We start from the raw sequence: 12219 nt of genomic DNA, 5'->3' as shown, positions 1-12219 counted from the left end.
GTACGAAAGTTACAACACCTACTTATGCTAATTTTTGCTGGCAAATTTGCCACAACTTTGCCAAATGATACAAAAAAATGTCACAATTTTTGCCAAGATAATATTATTTACAGAAAATTCACTTGGCAAAAATCGGCATGAGTGAAAAACTAATCGAGGGCGACGGGAAAGCTTTTCTCGTTCTACTTTTGCCCATATCGTTTTTGATTATTTTCCTGGTTTCCACTTGGAAAATTTTGCTGGCCATAATTGTGCTGATTATTGGCTTCAATCTGTGGCAATGGTATCAATGGCAACAATGGTCTCAGCGAGTTAACCCAATTTTCCATCAGATGATTCGGGAAAACCAGGGCAGATTAACGCCAATGGACTTGGCTATTAGAGGCAATTTTTCTGGGACAATGGCAAAACGCTACCTAGATGGTAAAGCTTCTGAATTTGGTGCCAGTCTAATTAACTCCGAAGACGGGGGTCAGTCTTATTACTTCATAACTGCTAGCATTTTGGGCAACATACTTGACAGTAGTGAGCCTGTAAAAGAACTTCCGGCTCAACCAGTTGTCAAAACGGCGCGATCGCTGCTAGCACCACCACCACCAACACCACGCGAGGAAGAACCAGAAACAGAATCACTACCGAAGCCAACCCATGAGCAAGCAAAACAATCATTGGAAAAACAGTTAGTTTTTGGCTCTCTCATTCAATCTGAACTTGCCAAGCGGCTAAATGTTTATTCCAGTACTGTTTACAAACGACGAAACGATCCAGATTTTCCAGAGTGGAGTCGCAGCAGAGACCCCGATGGTATTGCTTGGACGTTTTCCGAAAAAGCTAAGGAGTTTTTTCCATTGGATAAGGAAGGGTAAAAATTAAAATCACAAAGCCGCCCCGCCGCTTGGGGCATGTCCAAAAACTCCATCCCAAGAGTGAGTGGAGTTTTTCATTTTTTAACTTTTGCACCCTAGACCTACAGCTTCGCTGATGGTAATCAATCCATTTTGCTCTAACTTTGAAAGCAAACCTGTGAGAATCCGGCGTACCATCAATGGGCCTTCATAAATCCAGCCTGTATAAACTTGGATCAAGCTAGCGCCAGCAGTAATTTTTTCCCAAGCATCTTCAGAAGAAAAAATGCCACCAACGCCAATTATTGGGATTTGCCCCTGAGTTTGCTGCCAAATAAACCGAATTACTTCAGTGGAGCGATCGCGTAATGGCTCACCGCTAATTCCGCCAGCTTCTTCTTGGGGTGATTTGCCAGTTTGTTCAATGACTTGGGTTTTCAGTCGATCACGGCTGATGGTTGTGTTAGTAGCAATAATCCCAGCTAGCTGGTAGGTTTTGGCTAGAGAAATAATGTCGGCGATCGCTTCCCATGCCAAATCTGGTGCTATCTTGACAAAAATTGGTTTTTGTGAATAATTTTCCTGTTGCAATAAATTTAAGATGGCACTGAGCATAGAAGCATCTTGGAGCGCTCGCAACCCAGGCGTATTTGGGGAAGAGACATTAACTACAAAATAGTCGCCCAACTCCTTCAGTAAGCGAAAACTCTGAAGATAATCTTCTGCTGCTACCTCTAGAGGAGTTACTTTAGATTTGCCTAAATTTATCCCTATGGGTATTGACTGGGTTAACTTCTGCTTTTCCCGTGTCAAATATGCTGCCATTGCAGTTGCACCGAGATTATTGAAACCCATCCGGTTGAGAGCAGCTTTGTCTAAAGGCAAGCGAAACAAGCGAGGACGAGTATTTCCTGGCTGTGCATGAAAAGTTACAGTTCCCAGTTCCGCAAATCCAAAACCTAAACTTGACCAGATATTAACAGCAACGCCATCTTTATCAAAACCTGCTGCCAACCCCACAGGATTGGGGAATTTTAGCCCAAACAAACTTTGTTCTAAGCGCTGATCGTGCAGGCATAAGGACTGCTGTAAGCGTCGATTTATCCAACTAGCAGGAGGGCGATCGCCTGTTTGCGACAGCCAACTCAAACTACGAATTGTCTGCTGATGTAACCATTCTGGATCTGTTTTTGCCAGATTGAACACAAGCGGACGAATAGCGACTTGATAAATATCCATTTCGATCCCTAGTAGGGATTAATATACAACAGCTTGCTTGCTCATCTATCGAAATATCGGCTCATGCTGGATTGATGCTGAGTTTAATCTGGACAGTGAAAAAGAAATGCTCTGATTACCCATAACTTACAGCAAACACCCGTAGCTATATTAGTGAGGGCAATTTTCTGGGCATCTTATATATTACAAGCTATTTTAACCAATAATTCAGATGGGGCAGCCGCAAAAACTTATAGCCGCCGAACAGCAGATCGTTTCCTTGGGGCGCGTCCTCCAGAGTCTCAGAGAAGAAGATCATGTTGAAGTTCTGATTGAATCCACTATTTCTTATCTTAAAGAGCAGTTTGACTACAAACTGGTTTGGATTGCTCTTTACGATCGCCTAAATCACATATTGTTTGGTAAAGGCGGGATCACGCCCGATAGTGACACGAGTTTTTTAAAAAAACGGGTTGTTCTCAATCCTGGAGATTTATTAGAACAAGTAGTAATTGAACAGCGTCCCTTGGGTGTGGCAGATTTGCGAGTTGAAATCCGCGTTGCAGAATGGCACAAAGTTGCAGATAAATTCCAGATTCAGGGAACGATTGTTTTACCAATTCGCTATAAAGACCGCTGTTTGGGTTTGATTTTACTGGGTTCAGAACGCTGGGGCTATTTATTGCCTGGGGAAGCAAAAGCACGTTTAATGATGGTTTTAGGCGAACTGGGGGCAGTGCTTTATCAACATGAAATAAAGTTGCAGCAAAAGCAAACTAAGCGACCCGATGAACCATTATTAGGATTGCTGGACAATTTACGTACCCTGAATAATCTAGATCAAAGATTAGAAGCTGTAGTACAGGCAACCCATCAATTTGTCTCTCCTAACCGAACAAATATTTACTGGTTTGAGCGCGAAGGGCGCTACTTTTGGTGTCGGATGAGCAATCAGCTTGTCAAAATCAATCGTGAATCTAGCAGTCAGCAAGCAGCAGCGGGAATGACGGTGCAGGAATTGAGCGACTTTTATTATGCTTTAGCAGTTAATCAAATTGTCTCAATTGGCGACGCCCGGAGTTCTTTGAAAAGTCATTTTACAGCAAAGTTACTGCAACGCCTAGGAGTGCGATCGCTCCTAGCAGCTCCGATCATTTGGCAAAAGAACCTACTAGGTTTTTTGGCGGTAGAAAGCAATGAACCTCGGATCTGGACAGAGACAGACAAAAATTTTGTCCAAGGTGCTGCTGGCTTAATTTCTTTAGTCGCCCCCACCGAAGGCATGGAAAGCACCATCAAACAGATTCAAGATGATACTCAACTAACTAGTCAAGTCGCTCAAGCTATCTATAGCGAGCATGACCTACATAAAACTTTACATATCTGCGCTACAAGAGTTTTAACTAGACTATCTGCCACCCGCTTTTTACTGTTACAGTACAATCCTGAACAGAATAATTATCAATTTATTTACCAAAGTCAGCCCAATAATCGCCGACCTTTGACATTTACCCTTGATGCTCTCAAACAATTGGATGGACAGCTTTTACAACGTTCAAATCAAGCGGTAGAGATTGAAAATTTAGATGAAGATTTGCGCTTTTTTAACTGGCGTCTCCCTCTGTTAGAAAACGGTGTGCGATCGCTACTGGTTTGTCAATGTACTAAAGGTAATACACCCGCAGCGCTTTTAATCATCGCTCACGAGACCCATCGTTCATGGACAACATTGGAAAAGGAATTACTGTGGGCTGTCAGTCAACAAATTGGTGTGATTGTTCGTCAATGGCAATTGCACACCCGCACCCAGCAGCAAGAAAAAATTTCCCAGACCTTTGAACAATGTCTAAACATTCTGGCACAAGTCCAGAACGGCAAAGCATCAGGAGAAAACTATTTGGAACGCACGGCACTAGAACAAATAGCATCCGTTCTAGATTGCCCTCTGGCGGTATTGCTATCCTGGTCGCCTGGTCAGCGTTGGGCAGAAGTTATACCAGGAGTAATTACTAATACACAGTTTGGGGTTTTTTCTGATGCATCTATTCCCATTAAAGCTGAGGCGTTAATTCAGCGGGCGCTTGCTCAAAAGGGTCACTTAACTCTGAAGATGGATGATTTACCCTCAGAAACACGGAAATGGTTTAATGGGCCTGACATCGGTCAAATTTTGGTGATGGCATTACGCACTAATACTGATTGTGAGCCTACAGGTGTAGTTTTGTTGGCAGACCATAATGAGCGTCGCTGGTCAGAACAAAGCCTCAGTGCTACAGCAACACTAATTTCACAATTAGCTTGGTGGCGTCGTCAAAAGCAAATTACTCAACTTTTAGAGTCCACAACAGAGGAATTGCGACAACTCAATTGGTACAAAAATCGTCGTCTGGAGGAAATGCAAAGAACAGCGGCGCTGTCACTCAGTCAAATACATGATTTGGGCATTCCAACCAATGAACTGGCCCAGATGCGCTACCAGCTATTGCTGCGGCAGTTAGACCAGACTACCACCTCCATGAGTGGGCTACTAAAACTTGAGCAGTGGCAGTTACATATGAGCTGGGAAACTATGCCAATAGCCAGTTTACTGAAGCGATCGCTCGAACGAGTTGAAAATTTACTCAAACAACAAAAACTGTGGATTGGTGTGCATGGTTTGGGACAGCCGATTGAGGATGGGGAATTACCAAAAAACTCTTCATTAATCAGAGGCGTCCTTGCCTCAAATTCTCAATCTTCAATGGCGATTGCCGGCGATATTGTCAAAATTGAATTAGTTCTTCATGAATTGTTAGTTGCTGCTTGTTGCCGTTCTTACGGGAGCAGAATTGATATCTGGTGTCGTCGCTTAGATGAGTGTAGACCCGTTGACGGAGCCTCTAGTACAGAAGCGGCTTGTCGTCAGATATCGCTAGAACTGTCGATTACAGACAACGGCAAAATCGAACCACAGCTAATGGCAGCGCTATCTCACAATACACCCAAGGATGTGCTTGCTCCCTCTAATCTCGACCAACCACCAGGTTTACATCTGCTAATCTGCCAAAACCTTATGCACCAACTTGGAGGAGAATTACATTTCTATCAATTACCCGATCATCGGGTAGTCAGCCGCTTACTTTTGCCGTTAGCTGATAATAATTCTTAGATTAAAGACGGGAGCGATCGCTCAGCTTGATTGTAAAGGCCTGCGTGGGACGTAGCGATCGCAGTGGAATTAAGCCAGTGCTGCTGGCAGCACAGATTCTTGGTGCTTCGATCAAGAAGATGATCACAGATCAACAAATAGACAAAGATTGGATCATTGACGGCGACTTTAATGCTGAGCTTGCTACTCAAGATTTTCTGGCATTGAGAAGCCCGTGTTGTCCCAGAGGGTAGCGTAGGGAGTATGCCACGGCATCGAGTATAATACCTTAGAAATGGATTGCACTAAAAAAGTAATTCCTGATTGCTTCGGTTGTTCTTACCCTTCGGGTTTGCCAGTTCCCTACAGCGGGAAACCTGCCTACATGACTGGACTCACCATCAATCGATCAATATTACACACTTATTTAATTATTTAATCAATGGCTCTAGCGCAACTCTATGCTTCAACTTAGTCCTGTAGATAGAGGAAATTTTTAGAATTGTCTACCAAAAATTATTAAATCGTTTGCCCATTTGAAGCATCTGAATTGATTTTTGCGCTTTGCAGATGCGGAATATTGAAAATTTAGACTGCAAACAATCAGAGGGGATTTGTTGTGAGATGTCGAAGACTGCAATCATTGTTCCAAGATGGCTCGATCATTCTGCGCTTCTTGCTCATCACCCTTGTATTTTCAGTCCTGTTGTTAAGCTCTAAGGCAAGATTGTTCCAGACTTCTGCAATCGCACAAGCTCCTATGCAATCAATGCCGTCTAATTCCTGTAGTACTTTGATGCAGAGAGATTTTGCATCCCTTCGGGATGCTCCCACCGCAATTCTTTCGGCTCAAGTTATTCCTGCTACTGCTCAGACTCCTGAATACTGTGAGGTGAAAGGATACGTTACACCGCAGATTCAGTTTGAGGTGCGGTTGCCTACCCAAAATTGGAATCGTCGCTATCTTCAGGTTGGCTGTGGTGGATATTGCGGCAGTTTGAGAGCTTCACCAGAATCTACCACTGCACTTAATCAAAACTTTGCGGTGGCTTTCGACAACACTGGACATGTTGGCGGCGGCTTAGGCACGGGGAGCGCACTCTGGGGACTGGATCAACCCCAACTGCGGGCTGATTTCGGCTATCGCTCAGAGCATGTTACGTCGCTAGCCGCAAAAGCGATCGCCACCGCGTTCTATGGCAAAAGTCCCAGTTATTCTTACTTCCAGGGTTGTTCCAATGGCGGACGACAAGCCCTCTCTGAAGCACAGCGATACCCAAACGACTTTAACGGCATCATTGCTGGCGCACCTGCCGCAATCCAAGCGCCACTCAATGGAGAATACGAAACGTGGAATGGGCGCGCGAACCAAGATTCACAAGGGAATTCCATTCTGCCTTCTGATAAACTCGCGCTGATTCATAAGGCTGCGCTCGCAAATTGTGATGGTCAGGATGGATTATTAGATGGGCAAATCACCGATCCAAGAGTCTGCACATTTAAATCTGAATCGCTTCTTTGTACTGACAATCGCGCTACTGCAACCTGTTTAACAACCGCTCAGATTGCCGTCGTGAATAAACTTTATGGCGGTGCTGTGGATCGTCAGGGGAGGTTACTTTATCCAGGTAGCCAAACAATTGGGTCAGAGCTTGGATGGGCAGGTTCGAGTATCGGTAGAGATGGAATGCTGCCAATGGCAGCCGAAATCTCTAACAGCTATCTGAAATATCTCGCCTTTCCCAAGAGTCCCCCTGCATCCTTCTCTTACAAAGACTGGCAATTTACAGCTGAGGGTTTTGATCGGCTGCGTCCTCTAGGCAAAGTGTACAACGCCACCAACCCTAACCTCAAAGCATTCCGCGATCGCGGTGGAAAACTCATTCTATATCATGGATGGGCTGATCCAGCGATTCCCCCTCAAGGCACGCTCGCTTACTATCAGGCTGTTCAAGATACGATGGGCGGTCTTGCCAAGGTGCAATCGTTTGCCAGATTGTTCATGCTGCCTGGAGTGTATCATTGTCAAGGCGGAACCAGTCCTAGCCGCGTGGATTGGCTCACACCGATTGTGGCATGGGTTGAACAAGGCACTCCCCCAACTAAAATTATTGCCTCCCAAACGGCTGATGATTCAGCAAGTGGTGGGTTCAGCAACCCCACCCAAGGATCGACAAGCAGCAATGCAACCATTGTCATAACAAGACCGATATTTCCTTACCCGATGCAAGCTAGGTATAACGGCAAGCGAAGCATTGACGATGCCGCCAACTTTGTCGGGGTAATGCCTTCCCAAATCCCAAATGATCGTATTGATTGGATTGGCAATGATTTGTTTGAGCCTCAGTAATCTGAGAAAGTTTCAACGTTATGGTTGAGCGTTGGCGCAGCCTCTCGGCACGAGAATCGCGACCTATCCCTGCAACCTACATTCACAAGTAGTAGTCTAGACCCGTTGATTATAAATATCCGGCGTTGCTGAATCATGGGATGAAATTTGATGTATTAAAAGCTCAAACTCCTTATCCTCTCTGTCTTGAAAAGTTTCCTAGGTTGGGCTAACCCTCCTTCTCCTGACGGAGACCGGAGGCGAACAGAACTTTTCGCGGCGTCTGTGCCTTGAAAAGTTATGAACGCTATGCGGGTCTTACTGCCCAACCGTTCTAAAAGAACGGTTGCCTTGTGTCCTCTGGACACAAGGGAGAGGCGCAAGGCTTTGCGCCTCTCGGCAGTGAACAGACCATCGCCGGAAGGCGGTGCACCCTGCGGGATCTTGCTACAGACTTTCCGCTGCGTGAGAGTAATTATCCCGTAATTATGCAACGCCCTTTTTTCAAAGACGCGATTCGTCGCGTCTTTAAAAGAGTGAGTCAAAAGTATAAACCCACAGAGTGGGGAATGAACCCAAAGGAGTTCAAAGTGAGCGTAATGCAGCAATCTGCCTGTCCCACCGTTCAAATACGGTATGTGGTTCATGCAACGAGAAGGTTTCTCCAGACAGGACATCAGCGTACGTAGCGACAAGATGGCGAATACTTTCGACCTGAGCCTCGAAGAAGGTTAGGGGAACGCCTTCAATTTTCTTATTAATCTGTTGCGTTCGCATCTCGCACACGCCCTTCTCAAATGGAACGACCATCGTCAGCCGCCCATCCCGCAGCAAGTTCTGCTTTGGGATCGACGGGGTGATCGGTTTCAATGTATTGCCCCTTGAACTTCTTGATATGTGCGATCGCAGAGCGCAAATCGTTGATGTTCGGAACATTCCACCCAAGTGGGTGATCTGCTTTGGCTTGCTCGGTATCGTTCGACATAAGAAATCTCTTTGTTGCGAATTGAAATCAGAACTCAAGCAGTTCTTAACAAATTTAGCGAATCTAACCAACAAGGAAATGAAGCAAGGTTTACTCGAATTGTCACATTAATTAGAATGCTACTGTTGGTTAGTCGTCTCCAACTTAAGTTAGATTTTATGCATCTAAAGCTCTAACCATAAGCAAAGATTCTAGGATCGGTCGGTTGTAAGATCTTTTCTATAACTCCTAAGGTATCGGCGACTAGGAGCGGTGGTCTGGGCAAGCCCGTCAGACCAAGCCAAGCACGAATCCTTCGTGCTTACCCCCCAATACTCCACCCAGGTCGTCAACGATAACTCCAAAGACGTGTTCCCAGATCCAATCTACATAAGCAGACATTGATTAGCTGGTTGGCAAATGTTGTCTTTACATTTACGATTGGAGGTTGGCGTGGAAACTAGTAATTGCGATCGCTTTGCCTAACTTGCAATTCTTAAAGGAAATGCCCTATCGCCACCATCTGATTAATTAAAAAGTAGCCTAGATATGCCCTTGAGCAAATTGAGAAAAATCTGTATATAATCTGCACATCTTTTCGTGTTGGCTGTTGACGGTTGACAGTTAACCGTCAGCAGTTAACGAACCTCATAAGTGACTGTGCAATTTAAAAGCGTAATAGCTTAACTCCAGTAGTAACCCAAAATGACCGAAAATAAGCGAAGTGCTATTTAAACCTTGAGGAATCAATTTATCATGTCCCATCTGCTAAAAGCTTTCCGGCAGAGATTCTTACAGAGTCTCACTTTTGCAATACTCCTAACTTTGATTAGTAGTTTAATATTTCCTACTGCTACTTGGGCTGCTTCTTCTGGCTTGGGAGTTGATAATGGTCATCTTAGTTCTTGTCCGGTTTCAAACAACTGTGTTGTAAGTCAGGATGCTGACCCCAAACACGCCATCGAGCCGATTGCCTATCATGTAGACCACGATGCAGCTAGAGAAATCTTACTAAAAGTTCTCACTGTTGTCCCACGCACAGAAGTTATAGAACAGACTCCTAATTACATTCATGCTCTTTCTAAAAGCCGCATCTTCAAATTTGTTGATGACGTAGAGTTTTATTTACCTCCCAATGAGTCAGTAATTCATCTACGCTCGGCATCTCGCGTGGGAGAGTCGGATCTTGGTGTTAATCGCAGGCGTGTAGAACAAATTCGTTTGGCTCTACGCGATTTAAATATTTGATTTTACTAGCTGTAAGGAGTGCCAAGATTAGTGATGCGATGACGACCAACTTAAACTTGGCTGAACTTACGAGAGTAAAGTTCATCAGACACTTCTTTAAGTTCTGGTTCAACTACTGTTAGATGTTGCTCTAAAATTGCCAAATTACGAATATTGGACTTATAGAAAGCATCAAATAAATCACCCACAAAAGGCACAGTACCAACAACTGTTTCCAAACCAACATTAAAAATCATTTTGGCTAAGTCTTGACGTGGGATGCCGAAGCGGGTAGCTAAAAATATAATGTAAGCCGAAAACGCTGTACTGATTAAATCACCAGCACCAGGAACTAAACCAATAATTGGGTCTATTCCAATATGAAAACCTGTCAGAGGGATGCGTATTGATGTATCCATCAGACGGCTGAGTTTGCGGATGCGGTTGAGAGTGGTAAGGCGTTTAGCAGCGTCCATAATTTACGATATTTGTACTACTTTTAAATTGCACTATTTTTAGTTATTTGTCTTATATCGTTAGAAATAACAACTATGAGTCAAAATACATCATTATTTTTGAGGGAATTTCCAGATTTTGACCATAAGAGCGATCGCTTGTCTCATGAAGCTGGAATAGTACCCTAATTCACCTAGCAGTTGCATTTGCCTAAAATAAACGGTTCTTGGCTGTTAGAGCGGGGGTTGACTCCCAAATATGCCCATCTTGGAACTCATAAAGAAGGTTGCGGCGGTTTGTGGGAACAGTACCCATATCAAGGTATTGATCCAGTGAGCATCATCAACAAGGTGAAGAAGTTACTTGAAAAATAATACCTTTTGCAGGAATGTTGGGAGGATGACCCTGCATTGCAGATTGTTATTAAGAAACTGTTGCTGAAGTTTCCGCAATGGGGTTATCGGTTGTTTCTATAGATAGGAAGTTGGTTAACTCCAATGAGTAGCGAAGCGCTCGTGTAGGAAGTTGGTTAACTCCAATGAGTAGCGAAGCGCTCGTGATTGATTGCTGGCATATTTCAGCACTCGTTCCCACTCCCCGCACCCAAGCTCTTAAACACGCTTTCTTGGTAAATTCTGCCCTGCGACCACTTTAAAGAAGAGGCGATCGCTACAAGGTTTAGTTATTAGGTAGTGGGCAAGTCCTCTTCAGGCAAGATGTTATCTATACTGAGTATCCAAGGTGTACCTTGGTCAAGTGGAGAACTGACAGTAATTTTAGCTCTGTTAGTAAAGTATTTTAACTTGTCAGCAAATTGGGGAACAGTTTTCATAATGTTCCGATAACTTTCCATATTGTGACAAATCATGATTAACGTCAGAATACCACTATTGATTTGGAAATACCAATGACAACTACATAACAAAACGCGTGTCATTTTGTCGCACGCCAAGAAAAAGCTGTTTTTAGTTGCTTCTTCAAGTTGTCTGAACAGTATTTCACTTACCCTGATTGTTTGATGTGAAGGTAAATCATCTGGAGGTAAACATAATTGATTCATAAGATTTTGACAAGCTCCAAAACTAATTCGTGCGGCATTAAGATTGGTATTGCCGATTTTGTGCAAAGAATATTGCACAAAGATTCGGTTTTCATAATTAACCTTATTGTTCTTGCGTGACAACCCAGAGCAGGTCTAACCACAAATGAGGATAAGTTTCCTTAAGATTTGACAAAGGATCTCGCATCAAGTTGTTGGCATTCAAACAAACAACCTCAACTAATCCTACATATTCTGCTACTTCTGTGAGTAAGTTTTTTTGGGCTTTTACTGCATTAATGAGTCGGTTAGGGCAGTAAATTCCAATATATCTTGTATAGCGGATACACGTTTTGATATTCGCTATTGTTAAGTAAGATTTAGAATTAATTACCTTTACATAACACTGGCGTAGCAATTCCCATACCTGTGGATGAGTGTACTCAATAATTACAGTAAATTGTTGGGCTAAGTCTTCTTCAGTAATCATTATTCTCTCCATTGCTGTGGTGCTAAAAACTATAATTTCCTCTCGTCTATTGCATACTTTGGTAGATACCCAATTGTGTAACAGATGTCTGCATATTCCCCTAAGTAAAAACGGTAATTTTTAGTGAGGGTAAAATTTACCTCAAAGAGCTTTTATTGGTTGGTGGTAGATTCCTTAAGGCTTGTATAACTCACCTATCAAGCATCAAAGCCCAAATCAATTTCCAAAACTGTATTGAGAGCTACTAATTACCAACTAAATTGGTAAAAAGCAAATGTTTAGATAAGTCTTTTGTTGACGATGATTGGGGACTTTTATAGGTCAAAAACAGTTTTCAGCAAAAAAATTTGCTGATCGCAAGTAAATTTGCAAAAAGTATGATATTCTTTGAATAGAGGGAATCAAAACAACGAAAGCACAGTCATGTCGTTACAGAGAAATGATATAGCCTCAAAGACTATGCTTTCGCCTTGGCAGATGCTTTGTTAAATCCGCTACGGCTTTTTGAAACTGAGAGATAAAGC

The 12219-nt window shown here is 43.4% G+C and carries 11 protein-coding genes; 6 read left to right on the top strand and 5 right to left on the bottom strand.

What is annotated here, in order from left to right:
• The first annotated feature begins 137 nt into the window (after nucleotides 1-137).
• Complete coding sequence (locus FNW02_RS03835) at nucleotides 138-866, top strand: hypothetical protein (RefSeq protein WP_191756255.1); 729 nt, start codon at nucleotides 138-140, stop codon at nucleotides 864-866.
• An 81-nt stretch (nucleotides 867-947) separates the two neighbouring features.
• On the opposite strand, the gene FNW02_RS03830 is transcribed toward FNW02_RS03835, so the two are convergent.
• Nucleotides 948-2084: a quinone-dependent dihydroorotate dehydrogenase gene (locus FNW02_RS03830; RefSeq protein ID WP_191756254.1), complete on the bottom strand. Its 1137-nt coding sequence runs from the start codon at nucleotides 2082-2084 to the stop codon at nucleotides 948-950.
• 211 nt (nucleotides 2085-2295) lie between these two features.
• Here FNW02_RS03830 and FNW02_RS03825 point away from each other — a divergent pair, with 211 nt between their 5' ends.
• The 3 genes from FNW02_RS03825 to FNW02_RS03815 all read left to right on the top strand — a co-directional run bounded on the left by FNW02_RS03825 (nucleotide 2296) and on the right by FNW02_RS03815 (nucleotide 7540).
• Nucleotides 2296-5211, top strand: coding sequence for a sensor histidine kinase (locus FNW02_RS03825; RefSeq protein ID WP_191756253.1), 2916 nt, complete (start codon nucleotides 2296-2298; stop codon nucleotides 5209-5211).
• 26 nt (nucleotides 5212-5237) lie between these two features.
• Nucleotides 5238-5444, top strand: a complete 207-nt coding sequence (locus FNW02_RS03820) for a hypothetical protein (RefSeq protein ID WP_191756252.1) — start codon at nucleotides 5238-5240, stop codon at nucleotides 5442-5444.
• A 542-nt stretch (nucleotides 5445-5986) separates the two neighbouring features.
• The gene (locus FNW02_RS03815; RefSeq protein WP_191756251.1) at nucleotides 5987-7540 is read left to right on the top strand and encodes a tannase/feruloyl esterase family alpha/beta hydrolase; all 1554 of its coding nucleotides are present in this window, start codon (nucleotides 5987-5989) and stop codon (nucleotides 7538-7540) included.
• A 772-nt stretch (nucleotides 7541-8312) separates the two neighbouring features.
• On the opposite strand, the gene FNW02_RS03810 is transcribed toward FNW02_RS03815, so the two are convergent.
• Entirely contained in the window at nucleotides 8313-8504 is a 192-nt protein-coding gene (locus FNW02_RS03810) for a hypothetical protein (protein ID WP_191756285.1), read from the bottom strand.
• A 735-nt stretch (nucleotides 8505-9239) separates the two neighbouring features.
• On the opposite strand from FNW02_RS03810, the gene FNW02_RS03805 reads away from it, so the two are divergent.
• Complete coding sequence (locus tag FNW02_RS03805; protein WP_191756250.1) at nucleotides 9240-9731, top strand: DUF1499 domain-containing protein; 492 nt, start codon at nucleotides 9240-9242, stop codon at nucleotides 9729-9731.
• A gap of 50 nt (nucleotides 9732-9781) precedes the next feature.
• On the opposite strand, the gene FNW02_RS03800 is transcribed toward FNW02_RS03805, so the two are convergent.
• A complete protein-coding gene (locus FNW02_RS03800; protein WP_191756249.1) occupies nucleotides 9782-10186 on the bottom strand; it encodes a DUF4112 domain-containing protein in 405 nt (134 codons plus the stop codon).
• Nucleotides 10187-10372: 186 nt separating this feature from the next.
• On the opposite strand from FNW02_RS03800, the gene FNW02_RS03795 reads away from it, so the two are divergent.
• Nucleotides 10373-10540, top strand: coding sequence for a hypothetical protein (locus FNW02_RS03795; protein ID WP_191756284.1), 168 nt, complete (start codon nucleotides 10373-10375; stop codon nucleotides 10538-10540).
• Between the two features lie 311 nt (nucleotides 10541-10851).
• On the opposite strand, the gene FNW02_RS03790 is transcribed toward FNW02_RS03795, so the two are convergent.
• Both FNW02_RS03790 and FNW02_RS03785 read right to left on the bottom strand, forming a co-directional pair.
• Entirely contained in the window at nucleotides 10852-11226 is a 375-nt protein-coding gene (locus tag FNW02_RS03790) for a hypothetical protein (protein WP_191756248.1), read from the bottom strand.
• Between the two features lie 103 nt (nucleotides 11227-11329).
• A complete protein-coding gene (locus FNW02_RS03785) occupies nucleotides 11330-11695 on the bottom strand; it encodes a hypothetical protein (protein ID WP_191756247.1) in 366 nt (121 codons plus the stop codon).
• Between the last annotated feature and the right edge of the window lie 524 nt (nucleotides 11696-12219).

Origin of the sequence: Komarekiella delphini-convector SJRDD-AB1 (assembly GCF_014831675.1) — a bacterium.
Lineage (GTDB): Bacteria > Cyanobacteriota > Cyanobacteriia > Cyanobacteriales > Nostocaceae > Komarekiella.
Note: the sequence above shows the minus strand (reverse complement) of the source record. Positions and strands in the feature narration are given on the sequence as shown.

Bases quoted from the DNA above. Each gene is read 5' to 3' on its own strand.
- FNW02_RS03835 (WP_191756255.1), top strand. From the start codon at position 138: ATGAGTGAAAAACTAATCGAGGGCGACGGGAAAGCTTTTCTCGTTCTA.
- FNW02_RS03830 (WP_191756254.1), bottom strand. From the start codon at position 2,084: ATGGATATTTATCAAGTCGCTATTCGTCCGCTTGTGTTCAATCTGGCA.
- FNW02_RS03825 (WP_191756253.1), top strand. From the start codon at position 2,296: ATGGGGCAGCCGCAAAAACTTATAGCCGCCGAACAGCAGATCGTTTCC.
- FNW02_RS03815 (WP_191756251.1), top strand. From the start codon at position 5,987: ATGCAGAGAGATTTTGCATCCCTTCGGGATGCTCCCACCGCAATTCTT.
- FNW02_RS03810 (WP_191756285.1), bottom strand. From the start codon at position 8,504: ATGTCGAACGATACCGAGCAAGCCAAAGCAGATCACCCACTTGGGTGG.
- FNW02_RS03805 (WP_191756250.1), top strand. From the start codon at position 9,240: ATGTCCCATCTGCTAAAAGCTTTCCGGCAGAGATTCTTACAGAGTCTC.
- FNW02_RS03800 (WP_191756249.1), bottom strand. From the start codon at position 10,186: ATGGACGCTGCTAAACGCCTTACCACTCTCAACCGCATCCGCAAACTC.
- FNW02_RS03790 (WP_191756248.1), bottom strand. From the start codon at position 11,226: ATGAATCAATTATGTTTACCTCCAGATGATTTACCTTCACATCAAACA.
- FNW02_RS03785 (WP_191756247.1), bottom strand. From the start codon at position 11,695: ATGATTACTGAAGAAGACTTAGCCCAACAATTTACTGTAATTATTGAG.